Annotated in this window: 10 protein-coding genes and 1 pseudogene; 6 read left to right on the top strand and 5 right to left on the bottom strand. The window is 65.5% G+C overall.

Features of this window, described 5'->3' with window-relative positions; all coding sequences use genetic code 11:
• Positions 1-8: 8 nt before the first annotated feature.
• From AC51GR_RS15240 to AC51GR_RS15220, 5 genes are all read right to left on the bottom strand, one after another.
• A complete protein-coding gene (locus AC51GR_RS15240; protein ID WP_496325485.1) occupies positions 9-989 on the bottom strand; it encodes a VWA domain-containing protein in 981 nt (326 codons plus the stop codon).
• Positions 986-1927: a DUF58 domain-containing protein gene (locus AC51GR_RS15235; protein WP_496325484.1), complete on the bottom strand. Its 942-nt coding sequence runs from the start codon at positions 1925-1927 to the stop codon at positions 986-988. The genes AC51GR_RS15240 and AC51GR_RS15235 overlap by 4 nt, the downstream gene beginning before the upstream one ends.
• Positions 1917-3059, bottom strand: a complete 1143-nt coding sequence (locus tag AC51GR_RS15230) for an AAA family ATPase (protein ID WP_496325868.1) — start codon at positions 3057-3059, stop codon at positions 1917-1919. The genes AC51GR_RS15235 and AC51GR_RS15230 overlap by 11 nt, the downstream gene beginning before the upstream one ends.
• A 164-nt stretch (positions 3060-3223) precedes the next feature.
• Entirely contained in the window at positions 3224-4600 is a 1377-nt protein-coding gene (locus tag AC51GR_RS15225) for an NlpC/P60 family protein (RefSeq protein WP_496325483.1), read from the bottom strand.
• 359 nt (positions 4601-4959) lie between these two features.
• The gene (locus tag AC51GR_RS15220; protein ID WP_496325482.1) at positions 4960-5517 is read right to left on the bottom strand and encodes an Rv1476 family membrane protein; all 558 of its coding nucleotides are present in this window, start codon (positions 5515-5517) and stop codon (positions 4960-4962) included.
• A gap of 307 nt (positions 5518-5824) precedes the next feature.
• Between AC51GR_RS15220 and AC51GR_RS15215 the strand changes: the two genes are divergently transcribed.
• The 6 genes and pseudogenes from AC51GR_RS15215 (at position 5825) to AC51GR_RS15190 (ending at position 15196) form a co-directional block, all read left to right on the top strand.
• A complete protein-coding gene (locus tag AC51GR_RS15215; RefSeq protein ID WP_496325481.1) occupies positions 5825-8623 on the top strand; it encodes an aconitate hydratase in 2799 nt (932 codons plus the stop codon).
• A 15-nt stretch (positions 8624-8638) separates the two neighbouring features.
• Positions 8639-9205 (top strand): TetR/AcrR family transcriptional regulator, encoded by a 567-nt coding sequence (locus tag AC51GR_RS15210; RefSeq protein WP_496325480.1) that lies wholly within the window; start codon positions 8639-8641, stop codon positions 9203-9205.
• 121 nt (positions 9206-9326) lie between these two features.
• On the top strand, positions 9327-10853 hold the full coding sequence (locus AC51GR_RS15205; protein ID WP_496325479.1) for an AMP-binding protein: 1527 nt from the start codon (positions 9327-9329) through the stop codon (positions 10851-10853).
• A pseudogene (locus AC51GR_RS15200) lies at positions 10854-12136 on the top strand (GMC oxidoreductase); the annotation flags it as partial. It lies immediately after the preceding gene.
• Between the two features lie 107 nt (positions 12137-12243).
• Entirely contained in the window at positions 12244-13884 is a 1641-nt protein-coding gene (locus tag AC51GR_RS15195) for a GMC oxidoreductase (protein ID WP_496325478.1), read from the top strand.
• A 256-nt stretch (positions 13885-14140) separates the two neighbouring features.
• A complete protein-coding gene (locus AC51GR_RS15190) occupies positions 14141-15196 on the top strand; it encodes an IS110 family RNA-guided transposase (RefSeq protein ID WP_496323328.1) in 1056 nt (351 codons plus the stop codon).
• The last annotated feature ends 20 nt before the right edge of the window (positions 15197-15216 follow it).

The raw sequence follows: 15216 nt of genomic DNA, 5'->3' as shown, positions 1-15216 counted from the left end.
AGGCCCCGTCACGGGAGCCGCCGATTGATTGCTACCGCGCTCACCGCAGCCGCCAGCACCAGCAAGGTGCCGACGATCAGCCACGGCCGGGACGCATCGCCGCGCTGGGTCTCGTAACCGATCTGGTTCTGCAGATTCTCGTACACCTGGTTGAGCTCATCGAGACTCGACGCGGTGAAGAACTTGCCGCCGGACAACTGCGCGATCCGCTGGAGGGATTCGTCGTCCACCGGCACCGGGATCCGGTCGCCTTCGAGGTCGACGGTTCCGGTGGAGGTACCGAACGAGATGGTGTTGACCGGGATTCGCTCCTCTTTGGCCTTCCGGGCCGCGGTGAATGCGCCCCGGGGGTCATCGGGGTCGCTGGGGACGGTCTCCTTGCCGTCCGACAGCAACACGATCTGGGCGGGCGGTGCGCCCTCCTCGCCACCGAGGACGGCGTTGAGGGTCTTGATCTGTGTCATCGCGGCGAGGATGCCCTCGCCGGTCGCGGTCTTGTCGTCGAGCGTGAGCTTGTCGATGGCGTCTTTGGTGGCCTGGCGGTTCGGGGTCGGTGAGACCAAGGTGGTCGCCGTGCCCGCGTAGGAGATCAGGCCGAGGTTGATGCCCTCGGTGAGTTCGTCGGCGAACTTCTTGCCCGCCTCCTGGGCCGCCTCGAGTCGGGATGGCGAGACGTCGGTGGCATCCATCGACCGGGAGACGTCGATGACCAGGATCACCGTCGCCTTGTTCCGCGGCACCTTGCGGTCCGCCTGTGGCCCGGCCATCGCCACCACCAGCACCGCCAGCGCCAGGACCATCAGCACGATCGGGATGTGCTGGGCCCGGTTCTGCGTCTTGGGTGCCACGCGGTTGAGCAGATCCAGATTGGCGAACTTCAGGGCCCGGCTCTGGCGCCTGCGCTGCATGTAGATGTAACCGGCGATCAGGCCGGCGACGGCGAGCAGGACCAGCAACCACCACGGTGACGCGAGATCGAACCAGCTCATCGGGTCGACCCCGCATTCATCCCCCGGCGCCGCTGCGCGATGAACCGGACCACATCGGCGATCCAGTCACGGTCGGTGCGCAATGCCAGTGTCGGTGCGCCACAACGCCTGAGCGTCCGCTGCACCTGCTGTCGATGGTCTTCGGCGGCACGGGCGAAATCGGCGCGGACCTTGTCGGTGATGGTGATCTCGCGGATCTGACCCGATTCGGCGTCGCGCAGGACGACCTCACCGACGTCGGGCAGTTCCAGGTCGCGGGGATCGAGCACCTCCACTCCCAGGACATCGTGATGACCGGAGATCGCACGCAACGGCCGATCCCAGTCGATCGGGCCCAGGAAGTCGCTGACCACCACGGCCAGCCCCCGACGACGTTCGGGCCGGCGTAGGGCGTCGATTCCGGCGTGCAGATCGCCGCGCACGCCCTCACTCGAACGCGTGGTGGTGGCGATGGTCTTGAGGGTGTCGAGGGCATGGGCACGACCGCTGCGGGCCGGGATCCGGACCACCTGGTCGCCGGTACAGACCACGGCGCCCATCCGGTTGCCGCCACCGAGTGTCAGATGCGCGATGGCGGCGCAGGCGGCCACCGCCAGATCACGCTTGGTGGTGTTGACGGTGCCGAAGTCCAGACTGGCGGACATGTCGACCACCAGCCACGTCTCGAGCTCGCGGTCGGCGACCATCTGCCGCACGTGTGGCTGCGTCGTGCGCGCGGTGACCGACCAGTCCATCCGCCGGACATCGTCGCCCGGCTGATACGGGCGGGCCTCCCCCGGTTCGGTGCCGGGTCCCGGGATCAATCCGAGGTGATCACCCTGGAGTACGCCATCGAGCTTGCGGCGGACAACGATCTCCAGCGTCTTCAGTGCTGCCGTCAGTTTGGGATCTTCCAGCGTGCCCGCGCCAAATGACGGAAGTGCGCTGTTATCCGCCATAGTGCGACTGGTTGCCCTGTCCCGGGACACCCTGCGCTGCGGCCGGCTTGCTCAGCGGGTTGGGCTGCTGCCGATAGGCACCCTGCTGCTGCGGGTAGCCGGGTTGCTGGCCCACCGGCTGCTGCGGGGGCTGGTGGGGCTGATTGTTCGGGTGCTGCGGCCCCGCCTGCGTGGGCGCGGACGGCACGGTGTTCAACGGCTGTGCGCTGACCTGGGGCAGCCCGATCGTCTGGAGAACGCGGGTGATGACCATGTCGGCGTCCACCTCGTCGGCGAGCGCGTCATAGCTGAGGACCAGACGATGCCGCAACACGTCCGGGATGACCTCGACGACGTCCTGCGGGATGACATAGTCACGTCCGCGCACCAGCGCCAGGGCACGGGCCGCGGCGATGATGCCCAGGGTGGCGCGGGGCGACGCACCGTACGACAACCATCCGGCGACGTCCTTCAGACCCAGCTCGGACGGGAACCGCGTTGCGTGGATGACCCGCACGACATAGTCGATGAGCGCATGGTGGACGAAGACGTTGGCCGCCACGTTCTGCAGGCGGACCATGGTCTGCGGATCGAGGACCGGCGCGGCCTTGGGTGGCTTGTTGCCCATGCGGTAGACGATCTCGCGCTCTTCTTCGATCGCCGGATAGTCGACCAGGACCTTGAACAGGAACCGATCTCGCTGGGCCTCGGGCAGCGGGTAGACGCCCTCGTTCTCGATCGGGTTCTGCGTGGCCATCACCAGGAACGGATCGGGCATCGGGTACGTGGTGCCACCGATCGACACGTGCCGCTCGGCCATCACCTCGAGTAGCGCAGACTGCACCTTGGCGGGCGCCCGGTTGATCTCATCGGCCAGCAGGAAGTTGGCCACCACGGGTCCGAGCTCGGTGTCGAACTCTTCGCGACCCTGGCGGTAGATCCGGGTGCCGATGAGGTCGGTGGGAACGAGGTCAGGGGTGAACTGCACCCGCGAGAACGATCCACCTACCACCGTTGCGTAGGTCTCGACGGCCAGCGTCTTGGCCACGCCCGGAACACCTTCGAGGAGGATGTGCCCCCGCGCGAGCAGGCCGACGAGGATCCGCTCGACCAGCCGATCCTGCCCGACGATGACCCGCTTGACCTCGAACATGGCCTTTTCGAGCAAGGCGACGTCGGCCTGCGTGAGCTTGAATTCCTCCACTGAAACCTTGCTCTCGTCCTGCGCTGAGGTCACCGAAACCCTCCGGGGTTCTGATCGATCGTTGTCCTGACTGAACCGAGGGTACTGGAGGCACCCGGACGACCCCGCCGGTGTCAGGTCAGACGCACGACATAGGGCATCGCACCGCTGGTGCGCAGTGGCGAGATCTTCACGACGTCACCGGACTGCGGGGCCTCGACCATTTGGTTGCCGCCCAGATACAGCGCCACGTGCTGGCTGGCGTTCGGGCCGTAGAAGATCATGTCGCCGCGCTGCATCTGCGAGAGCGGGAACTGCGGGCCGGACGTGTACTGGTAACCGGTGTAGTGCGGCAAGGAGATTCCGATGCCGGCGAAGGCGTAGATCATCAGGCCCGAGCAGTCGAATCCGACCTTGTTGTAGTCGCCATATGAATCGGCCACGCCGCCGTCCCGGATACCGAGTGTCGGGCCGTTCGCATTTCCGCCGCCCCATGAGTAGGAGACACCGAGTTGCGAGAGCGCGCGGTTCACGACGATCTCGACCGCCGCCGGTCCGGAGGCGCCCGGCACGACCGGTGTCGTGGGGGTGGTCGGGACCGTCGGTGTGGGTACCTGCGGCACAGACGGGGTGGGCACGCTCGGCGCCGGGGTCCCGATGTCGGTGTGCGGCGGTGTCATCGAGCCGATGATGGCGGCGAGGACCTGCTGGGAGGTGTCCAGCGCCAGCCTGGCACTGGCCTCACCGGCGGCCCGGAGGGCGTCTTCGTGTGCTTTCTGCTCGATGGCGGCCTGCTGGTCCGGGAGGATCGCGGTCGGCGTTCCGGGATACGGGGCTGCGGGCTGGCCGCGGAGCTTGTCCAATTCGACCTGTGCGGCGGCGCGGTCCTGCTCGAGCTTCGCGCGCCGCGCATATTCGGCCTTGACCGCTTCGGTGGCCGCGGCGATCGCGGTTTGTGCGTCCGCCTGCCGGGTCTCGGCCGAGGCCGTTGCGAATTTGGCCTGTTGCTCGGTGGCCTTGGCGGTGGCCGCGCGGTTCGCCTCTTCGTTGCGGGCCTGCTGCAGCCGGGCGATGGTGGCCTGCTGATCGCGACTGATCTGGTCGACGACCGATGCGCGGTCGAGCAGCGCGCCGGGGTCACCCGAGAGGTAGCCGAGCAGCGAACCCTGGCTGTTGCCCATGGCGTACAGGTCGCGAATGAACGCATCGAAGTCGTTCTGCGCGAAGGCGATGGCGCCGGAGGACTCTTTCAGGGCCTCCTGGGCACCGCGGACGGCGACGCCGGCGAGCCGCTCGGACTCCCGGGCATTCTGCAGATCGACCAGTGCCCTGTTCACGGCTTCTCGCTTGACCGCGACCTCGCCGTCGAGATCGACCATCGTCTGGTTCGTCTCGGCGATCTGATTGATCAGTGTGGCGATCTGCTCCGCACTGCTCGGCGGAGCGGCGACCGCGGTTCCCGTGGCCAACTGTGCACAGGTGACCGTCACCACTGCCAGTAACGCGGTCACCGAGGACACTCGAATGCCACGTTTTCGCGGCAGTAACGCCTTCCCTCGACTCACTAATTGACTCCCTCGCAGATCTGACGAGTGCGCCGATATCGCTGCGGAAGCAGCGGTACGCACCCGGCCATCGCCACGATGGTGATCAACTTCCCCATTAACCCCATCGGTGACATACGAACCGTACGTCACAAAAACAACCAAGGAAACATGAGTCACAAATTACATCGCAGTCATTACCTGCAGAAACCCTGTGATCACCACAGATGTGCAAGGTAACAAATTGGACATGCGCGAATTACATTTATGTAGTTCAGTCGCGTGAATCAGAATTCATCGCTGGAAGTGCGATCAGAGCCGGCGTATCAGAGCCGGTGTGCGTCCGCGTCGGCGGTTGCCGAGGTGTCCGCGTCCGCGGGAGCGTCGGCCGTCGACTGCGGGTCAGTTCGCTTGCGCAACTGCAACTTGCGGGCGATGACCGCGCCGACCGCGACGATGGCGACGAGGAGCATCGTCACGACGGTCCAGGGCACATCGGTTTGATCGGTCATCCGGTCGACCATCTGCTGCGCGGCCTGCGGCGGATTCGCGATCGCCAGATTGTCGGTGGCATTCTCGAGTTCGACGCGGCTGAACTCGTCGCTGGAACTGCCCACATAATTGCCGCCCAGCACAATGACGGTCCCGCCGGTCTCGGATTGCAACTCCGTGGCGATGTCCCGGTAATAGGTGATGCGTGGATAGATCTTGTCGGTGACGACGAAATGGACGTCGTAGCCCTTGTCGCGGGCCTGGGCCACGGCCGCCAGGATCGCCGGGGTCATCTCGGGCGGAGCGACGACACCTTCGTCGGCCAGCCCGGCCGAGAGCTCGGCGATGTCGACGTCGCTCGGGACGATCGTCAAGTTGGGCGTCGGTGCCATCTACCTACAGTCTCCGTTCGGGGCCACGGCGAATCCCCGTCGTTTCCGGAGACTTCAGCCTGTGTCCAACCTACGGCAGCACAGTACGACACAATTGACGGCGTACGGCATTCCCCTGGCGTGTCGTCACCACTGGAGACACGCCAGGTCACCCCGCCGTTTACCAGTACGCTCGTACTGCTAGAATCGGAGGAAGCACGGATCGGCGCAGCCCGTCGATTCGTTCCTGCCGGTGAAGACGCCGACATGGGAAATGATCCGGCGTTGCCCAGCCGGTGAGACAACAAGACTGGAGCTGACGTAAGCGATGAGTATCGATACATTTGGCGCCCGCGGCACGTTGACCGTCGGTGAGAACTCCTACGAGATCTTCCGCCTCAACGCGGTCGAGGGAACAGAAAAACTCCCCTACTCCCTCAAGGTGCTCGCAGAGAACCTGCTCCGCACCGAAGACGGGGCGAACATCACCAAAGATCACATCAACGCGATCGCGAACTGGGATCCCAACGCCGAGCCCGACACGGAGATCCAGTTCACCCCGGCCCGCGTCATCATGCAGGACTTCACCGGCGTCCCCTGCATCGTCGACCTCGCAACCATGCGTGAAGCCGTCACCGCCCTCGGTGGCGACGCCACCAAGGTCAACCCGCTCTCGCCTGCCGACATGGTCATCGACCACTCGGTGATCCTGGACGTGTTCGGTCGCGCCGACGCCCTCGAGCGCAACGTCGACCTCGAATACCAGCGCAACGGCGAGCGCTACCAGTTCCTGCGTTGGGGTCAGGGCGCGTTCGACGACTTCAAGGTCGTCCCCCCGGGCATGGGCATCGTCCACCAGGTCAACATCGAGTACCTGGCACCGACTGTCATGACCCGCAACGGCCAGGCCTACCCCGACACCTGCGTCGGCACCGACTCGCACACCACCATGGTCAACGGCCTCGGCGTGCTCGGCTGGGGCGTGGGTGGCATCGAGGCAGAGGCCGCGATGCTCGGCCAGCCGGTCTCGATGCTCATCCCACGTGTTGTCGGCTTCAAGCTGACCGGTGAGATCCAGCCCGGCGTCACCGCGACCGACGTCGTGCTCACCGCCACCGAGATGCTCCGCAAGCACGGAGTCGTCGGCAAATTTGTCGAGTTCTACGGCGCCGGCGTCGCCGAGGTCCCGCTCGCGAACCGCGCAACCCTGGGCAACATGAGCCCGGAATTCGGTTCCACCGCCGCGATCTTCCCGATCGACGAAGAGACCATCAACTACCTGCGCCTGACCGGCCGCAGCGACGAGCAGCTCGCACTGGTCGAGGCCTATGCCAAAGAACAGGGCATGTGGCACGATCCCGAGCGCGAGCCGGTGTTCTCCGAGTACATCGAACTCGACCTGAGCACGGTCGTTCCCTCGATCGCCGGCCCGAAGCGCCCGCAGGACCGCATCCTGCTGTCCGAGTCGAAGGACGCCTTCCGCAAGGACATCCACACGTATGTGGAGAAGAACAACGACGCCGAGCACACCCAGCTCGACGAGGCCGTCGAGGAGTCGTTCCCGGCGAGCGACCCGGCAACGCTGTGTTTTGCCGACGACGGCGCCAACGAAGGCCGATCGGCAGCCGACGGCAGCAAGGGCCGCCCCTCCAAGCCGATCAAGATCAGCGACCCCGAGCTCGGCGAGTTCGTCATCGACCACGGCGCCGTGGTGGTCGCGGGTATCACCTCGTGCACCAACACCTCCAACCCGTCGGTCATGCTCGGCGCAGCGCTGCTCGCCCGTAACGCGGTCGAGAAGGGCCTGTCGACCAAGCCGTGGGTCAAGACCAACATGGCTCCCGGATCGCAGGTCGTCACCGACTACTACGAGAAGGCCGGCCTGTGGCCGTACCTCGAGAAGCTCGGCTACTACCTCGGTGGCTACGGATGCACCACGTGCATCGGTAACACCGGTCCGCTGCCCGAGTCGATCTCCAAGGCGATCAACGACAACGACCTGTCGGTCACCGCGGTGCTCTCGGGTAACCGCAACTTCGAGGGACGCATCTCCCCCGACGTGAAGATGAACTACCTGGCCTCCCCGCCGCTCGTGATCGCCTACGGTCTCGCCGGAACCATGGACTTCGACTTCGAGACCGACGCGCTCGGCAAGGACACCGAGGGCAACCCCGTCTTCCTGAAGGACATCTGGCCGTCCACCCAGGAGATCGAGGAGACGATCCAGTCGGCGATCAGCCAGGACATGTTCCGCAAGTCCTACGCGACGATCTTCGCGGGCGATCACCGCTGGCAGAACCTCTCGACTCCCGAAGGTGCCACCTTCGAGTGGGACGAGAACTCGACCTACGTCCGCAAGGCCCCGTACTTCGACGGGATGGCGGTCGAACCGTCACCGGTCACCGAGATCAAGGGCGCTCGCGTGCTCGCACTGCTCGGCGACTCGGTCACCACCGACCACATCAGCCCGGCCGGTCCGATCAAGCCCGGCACCCCGGCGGCGCAGTACCTCGACGCCCACGGTGTGGAGCGCAAAGACTACAACTCGCTCGGTTCGCGTCGTGGCAACCACGAGGTGATGATCCGCGGCACGTTCGCGAACATCCGCCTGCAGAACCAGCTCCTCGACGGCGTCTCGGGTGGCTACACCCGCGACTTCACCCTCGAGGGTGCCCCGCAGTCGTTCATCTACGACGCCTCGCAGAACTACCAGAAGGCCGGCATCCCGCTGGTCGTGCTGGGCGGCAAGGAGTACGGCTCCGGCAGCTCGCGTGACTGGGCCGCCAAAGGCACCAGCCTGCTCGGTGTCCGCGCGGTCATCACCGAGTCCTTCGAGCGCATCCACCGCTCGAACCTGATCGGCATGGGTGTCATCCCGCTGCAGTTCCCCGAGGGTGAGTCGGCCACGTCGCTGGGACTCGACGGCACCGAGGTCTTCGACTTCACCGGTATCACCGAGCTGAACGAGGGCCGGACGCCGAAGACGATCAAGGTCACGGCCACCAAGGAAGACGGCTCGGTCATCGAGTTCGACGCCAAGGTGCGCATCGACACGCCGGGTGAAGCGGATTACTACCGCAACGGCGGCATCCTGCAGTACGTGCTGCGCAACATGCTCAAGAGCTAGAGCGGACGCAGTCGGTTGCCCAAGGTCAGTCAAGACCATCTGGAAGCCCGGCGACGACAGATCCTCGACGGTGCGCGCCGTTGTTTTGCCGAGTTCGGCTACGACGGCGCCACCGTGCGTCGGCTCGAGGAGGCAACCGACCTGTCGCGGGGTGCGATTTTCCACCACTTCCGGGACAAGGAGGCACTGTTCCTGGCCCTGGCCCACGAAGATGCCGAACGCATGGCAGATGTCGCGGCCAATGAGGGCCTGGTTCAGGTCATGCGGGACATGCTCAACCATCCCGAGGATTTCGACTGGCTCGGTACGCGGCTGGAGATAGCCCGAAAGCTGCGTACCGACGCCGGTTTCCGCACCGAATGGAAAGCACGTTCGGCGGAACTGGAGTCGGCCACGCTGGCGCGCCTGGAGCGCCAGCGTACGGCCGGCCGCCTGCGCGATGACCTGCCCACGAGCGTTCTGGTCGCCTACCTCGACCTCATCCTCGACGGCCTCACCACCCGGCTGGCGTCGGGTGCGGCCACAGATGACCTGCACGCCGTCCTCGACCTCGTCGAAGAATCGGTACGGCGGTCCCAATAACTCCGGCACGCGCCGGCCTCGCCGGAAGCCGAAACCCCGGCGCGGGCGCCTCTGCGTGTGATAGTCCTGGTTAACATATCGCGGCCGGTCCGGCCGTGATCGCCAGAGCCGGAGGTCGCGGATGTTCCCGGGAAGTTTTGTCGACACCACCCCCGACAAGGTCGCGGTGGTTCGTCCCGCCACGGGTGAGACGATCACCTACGCCGAGCTCGATCAGCTCTCCACGAAGCTCGCGCACTATCTGCGGGGTCTCGGGCTCGGCCGCGGTGACAACGTCGCCATGGTCTCTGACAACGACATCCGCATGCTCGTAACCTACTGGGCGGCACTGCGTTCGGGGATGTACGTCACCGCGATCAACAATCATCTGACCGCCGAGGAGACCAACTACATCCTCGGTGACTGCGGCGCCGCGGTGCTGCTGGCCTCCCCCGACGTCGCCGACGCCGTGGCCCGTTCCGATGAGGTTCCCGGTCTCGGCCACCGAATCGCCTGGGGCGGTGAGCTCCCCGGATTCGAGTCCTACGACAAGATCCTCGCCGAGGCGTCGCACGCGCCGCTCACCGATCAGCCACGCGGGCAGGACATGCTCTATTCCTCGGGCACCACCGGCCGCCCGAAGGGCATCAAGGTGCCGCTGCAGGACGGTCAGGTCGACGAGATCCTCGACCCCTATACGCCGGTCTTCTCCGCCATCTACGGTTTCGATCAGGACTCGGTGTACCTGTGCCCGGCACCGCTGTATCACGCTGCCCCTCTGCGTTATTGCGGCATGGTGAACTCATTGGGCGGGACCGTTGTGCTGATGGATCGGTTCGATGCCGAAACCGCGTTGCAACTGATCGACGAATACCGGGTGACGCACAGTCAGTGGGTCCCGACGATGTTCATCCGGATGTTGAAACTGCCCCAAGACGTTCGATCGAAGTACGACGTCAGCAGTATGAAGGCGGCCATCCACGCCGCGGCGCCCTGTCCCCCGGAGGTCAAACGGGCGATGATCGAGTGGTGGGGGCCGGTCATCAACGAGTACTACGCGTCCACCGAGGGTGCCGGCGCCACATTCATCGACAGCGCCGGTTCGCTGGCGCATCCGGGATCGGTGGGCAAACCGCTGCTCGGGATCGTCCGGATCTGCGGTGACGACGGTGCCGAACTGCCCACCGGTGAGATCGGGACCGTGTACTTCGAACGCGACGAGCTCCCGTTCCAGTATCACAACGATCCCGAAAAGACCCGACAGGCACAGCATCCCGAACATCCCGCCTGGACCACCAGCGGTGACGTCGGATATGTCGACGCCGACGGTTACCTCTACCTCACCGACCGCAAGTCCTTCATGATCATCTCCGGTGGCGTCAACATCTATCCGCAGGAAGCCGAGAACATCCTCATCGGACACCCCGATGTCTATGACGTCGGCATCATCGGCGTCCCGGACCCGGATCTCGGTGAGGTGGCAAAGGCCTGTGTCCAGGTCGAACCCGGCGTCGTCGGGAGCCAGGAACTCGCCGATGAACTGATCGCGTTGGTCCGCTCCCGGCTCGCCCACTACAAGGCGCCGAAAACAGTCGACTTCGTCGACTCGCTGCCCCGCACACCCACCGGCAAGCTCGTCAAACGCGAGCTGCAGAAGCGTTATGTCTGACCGGGTCCCGGCGCGCGACAGCGCGACCGACCGATCCACGGAAACGGAATCGACTCCGTGTACGGCGCCGGGGTCGGTGGCGGCTCCCTGGCGTTCGGTGCGTTCACCCCCACCCCGCGAAAAGTCGACTTCGAGATGGTGTTCCCCGCGGTCGCGAGCTATGACGAATTGATCCGGGACCACTACCCGACCGCGCGCATGATGCTCGGCGCTGGTCCCATGCCCGACGACATCCTGGCTCACCCGCAATATCGCGGTGCGCGGGTGTGGACGAAGACCCTGAAGGACTACGGCGTCGAAGCAGTCCCCCAGGACTTCGCAGTCGACTGGGACATCATCCGCGACGAATTGGCCGGCAGGGCAAAGGCGTCCCTGTCCGTCGGCGGCGGACCGTACGGTGTGAACTCCGGTGCCAAGAACTCCATCGACCACAACTACCTCCCGGCCGCCGAGGCCACCGGCAACGTCACCATCAGACCGATGCACGAGGTCTTCGAGATCCGCCCGCGGGAACGCGCGAAGGGTTCGTGGTCAAGGCCCGGCTCATCGATGACCAACACCGCACGGTCAGCATCGCGACATTCGAGGCCGATTACCTGTTCATGGCCGCGGGGTCGTTCCACACGACCTCGCTGCTCGTGACCGCGCGGGCAAACGGGACCCTGCCGAACCTGTCCACCCACGTCGGGGACGGATTCGGTTCCAACGGCGACTTCCTGATCATCCGGACCCTGCTGCGGGACGACGTCGGATACGCCCAGGGCGGCCCGGGTCTGTCCCGCATGTACGAGGACCGGCTTCCGGGCGGTCCGGTGTCGATGATCTATCAGGCGACGCCGTTCCCGCAGGTGGCCGGCGGGTTCACCACCACCCACATGGTGCAGACCCACACCCCCGACCGCGGCACCATCACGTTCGACCGCGCGGCCGGCAAGACGGTTCTCGACTACCCGTTCCCCGGCGGCCGGTCCACCGGCGACCGGCGGGCGATGGCGTTTGCCGGGCACTTTCACGAGCGCACCGAAACCCGTTTCGGGCGTCCGGCCAACGGCATCCCGGTGTATCCGCGGGAGGCGGACTTCGGTTCGGCCGCCACGTTCCACGGTCTCGGCGGGGTGGTCATGGGCAAGGCCGCCGACGAGAACGGCAAGATCCACGGCTACGAGAATCTCTACGTCACCGACGGTTCGTTCATGCCCGGCGCCGTCGGACTCGTCAACCCGTCTCTGACCATCACCGCGATCGCCGAGCGCACGATGGACCGGTTCGTGGCGACACTGTGAGTTCACCGACGCATCGTCGACCAGCGGATCTGTGTGGATGCTGAAAGCGATTAGGCAGAAAGCTTCGTCGGGGCTATAAGTTTTCCAACCCTTCGGGAAGGCGAACCATGAGCGCCGGCCAGACGATCTCGTCCGGACAGTCCGTTCCCAGACGCGCCGTTCTCAAAGCGACGGCGGCCGGCGTGGCGGTGGCCGCCACCGCCAGGGTGTCGGCGCGCGCCCGCGGGGTTCCCGGCGACGGATCGGCGCCGACCGCGATCGTCATCGGCAGCGGTTTCGGTGGTGCGGTGGCCGCGCTGCGGCTCGGCCAGGCCGGTGTGTCGACGACTGTTCTGGAGCGGGGCAGGCGATGGCCGATCCGACCCGACGGCAACACCTTTGCGAGCGTGAACCAGCCGGATGGGCGGGCCGCCTGGTTCAGCACGCGAACCCACATCAACGGGTTGCTCTCGCCGCCCATCAACCCGTATCCCGGCCTCATAGACCGCATCTTCGGCAACGGCGTCGATGCGATCTACGGGGCCGGCGTCGGCGGTGGATCACTGGCATTCGGCATGTTCACCTCGGTGCCGCGCCGGGTCGATTTCGACATGATCTTCCCGGCGTCGGCGAACTACGACGAACTCGTCGCTACCTACTATCCACGGGCCAAACAGGTCTTGGGCACCTCACCGCTGCCCGCCGACATCCTGGCGCATCCGCAGTACCGCGGTGCGCGCGCGTTTTTGAATACGTTGCGCGACTACGGAACCGAGCCGGTTCCCACCGATTTCGCCGTCGACTGGGACATCGTCCGCGAGGAGCTGCGGGGCCTTCGAAAAGCGTCGGTCAGCGTCGGCGAAGGACCGTACGGCATCAACTCCGGTGCCAAGAACTCCGTCGACCACAACTATCTGCCGGCAGCCGAGGCCACCGGCAACGTCACGATCAAACCGATGCATGAGGTGTTCGACATCCGGCCACGCGAGCGGGGCAAGGGGTTCGTCGTCACGGCCCGTGAGATCGACGAGAACCACAACACGGTCCGTGTCTCGACATACGACGCCGACCACCTCTTCATGGCCGCCGGATCCTTCTACACCACATCACTTCTGGTCTCGGCGAGGGCGCGGGGCGCACTTCCGGCACTGTCGACGAACATCGGTCGGGGCTGGGGCACCAACGGCGATTTCCTCATCCTGCGGACTCCGCTCCGTCAGGACAACGGGGCCGCCCAGGGCGGACCGGGCAACGTCAAGATGTACGAGGACCGATTGCCCGGTGGTCCGGTCGCGATGAACTATCAGGCCACACCGTTCCCGGAGTATGCCGGTGGGTTCTCCACCACGAACCTGATCCAGACCCACACCGATGAACGCGGGACGATCGACTACGACCGCGCCACGGGACGGACGGTTCTCAATTTCCCGTACCCCCGCGAGAACACGCTCGTCGACCAACGCGCATCGCAGTTCGCCTGGCACTTCCACGAACAGACCGAGACCCGATACGGATTCCCTGCCAACGGGATCCCGATCTACCCGCAGGCTGCCGACTTCGGTGCGGCCTGTACCTATCACGGTCTCGGTGGTGTGGTGATGGGTCAGGGCGCGGACGAGAACGGCCGCGTCGGCGGTTACGACAACCTCTATGTCGTCGACGGTTCGTTCCTGCCCGGTGCCGCCGGGCTGGTGAACCCGTCCCTGACCATCACCGCGATCGCCGAGCGCACGATGGACCGGTTCGTCGCCACCCTCCACCCCCGATGATGTGCCCTCAGTGTGACTCTTGTGTTGCCGCCTGAGCGGTGGTTGGGTCCTGGTCACCTGGTGTTTGGCTCTTGATGTGCCTGCCGGCATCGCATTGATGCGCATGTCTGGTCTTGCAAAAGTTATGCCAACACCAGGTGGGAAGGACCGGCCGATGTGGCTTGATAGGAGCGTGGCAACGCCCCCAACTGAGGATTGCCCACCGACCGGCCCAACCGTCCCTGGTCCCTGTTTCTGAAATCAGGAGGCAACCACCATGGTTGTAGTTGGAGTCGATGTACACAAGAGCTCACACACATTTGTTGCCGTCGATCCCGTCGGCAAAAAGCTAGGCCAACTCACCGCCCCGGCCACCACCGCCGGCCATCATGCCGCGATGCGATGGGCCCACACCCAGTTCGGTACCGACCTGCTCTGGGGCATCGAAGACTGCCGACAGATGTCGACCCGCCTCGAACGCGACCTACTCACCGCCGGCCAGACCGCCGTGCGGGTACCCACCAAAATGATGGCCCACACCCGTGCCTCGGCACGTACCCGCGGCAAATCAGATCCCATCGACGCTCTGGCCGTCGCGCGGGCAGTGCTGCGCGAACCGAACCTGCCCGCCGCCGGCGCCGACCCCCGATCCCGCGAGATACGTCTACTAGTCGATCGACGCGAAGTGTTTGTCGCACAACGCACCTCAACAATCAACCGACTGCTGTGGCGAGTCCATGAAATCAACCCCGCCTACGCCCCCAAACCACGCTCGCTGAGCATGCACAAACACCAACAGATCCTCGCCGCACAGCTGGCCACCGAGACCGGACTGCTGGCCGACATCGCCCGCGAAGAACTCGACGAGATCATCTCCCTGACCACCCGGATCAACACCACGGCCACCGAGATCGGCAAACGAGTCCGCGAACTGGTTCCCTCGCTACTACAGCTACCCGGCTGCGGGGAACTCACCGCAGCCAAAATCGTCGGCGAAACCGCCGGCATCGCCCGCTTCCACTCGGCCGACGCCTACGCCAACTACGCCGGCACCGCCCCCATCCCGGTCTGGTCCGGCAACACCGCCGGCCGCGTCCGGCTACCGCGCTGCGGCAACCGACAACTCACCACCGCCCTGCACCGCATCGCCCTGACCCAAACCCGACTCGAAGACAGCGACGGCTACACCTACTACCGCAAACGCCGCGCCGCCGGCGACTCCACCACCGCAGCCCTCCGAGCACTCCGACGCCGCCTGGTCCGCACCGTCTATCAACGCCTGATCACCGACACTGCGCCCCAACCACGAGCCATTCAGACCGCCGCCGCTTGACATAGGAGCAACTTTTGGCG

The sequence above is a fragment of the Williamsia sp. z71 genome (assembly GCF_059553375.1).
The sequence above is the reverse complement of the archived record's forward strand: the minus strand, read 5'-3'. Positions and strand labels throughout refer to the sequence as shown.

What these genes read in the sequence shown, in the direction of transcription:
- AC51GR_RS15235 (WP_496325484.1), bottom strand. Translation starts at nt 1,927, where the DNA reads ATGGCGGATAACAGCGCACTTCCGTCATTTGGCGCGGGCACGCTGGAA.
- AC51GR_RS15195 (WP_496325478.1), top strand. Translation starts at nt 12,244, where the DNA reads ATGAGCGCCGGCCAGACGATCTCGTCCGGACAGTCCGTTCCCAGACGC.
- AC51GR_RS15205 (WP_496325479.1), top strand. Translation starts at nt 9,327, where the DNA reads ATGTTCCCGGGAAGTTTTGTCGACACCACCCCCGACAAGGTCGCGGTG.
- AC51GR_RS15230 (WP_496325868.1), bottom strand. Translation starts at nt 3,059, where the DNA reads ATGTTCGAGGTCAAGCGGGTCATCGTCGGGCAGGATCGGCTGGTCGAG.
- AC51GR_RS15215 (WP_496325481.1), top strand. Translation starts at nt 5,825, where the DNA reads ATGAGTATCGATACATTTGGCGCCCGCGGCACGTTGACCGTCGGTGAG.
- AC51GR_RS15190 (WP_496323328.1), top strand. Translation starts at nt 14,141, where the DNA reads ATGGTTGTAGTTGGAGTCGATGTACACAAGAGCTCACACACATTTGTT.
- AC51GR_RS15240 (WP_496325485.1), bottom strand. Translation starts at nt 989, where the DNA reads ATGAGCTGGTTCGATCTCGCGTCACCGTGGTGGTTGCTGGTCCTGCTC.
- AC51GR_RS15220 (WP_496325482.1), bottom strand. Translation starts at nt 5,517, where the DNA reads ATGGCACCGACGCCCAACTTGACGATCGTCCCGAGCGACGTCGACATC.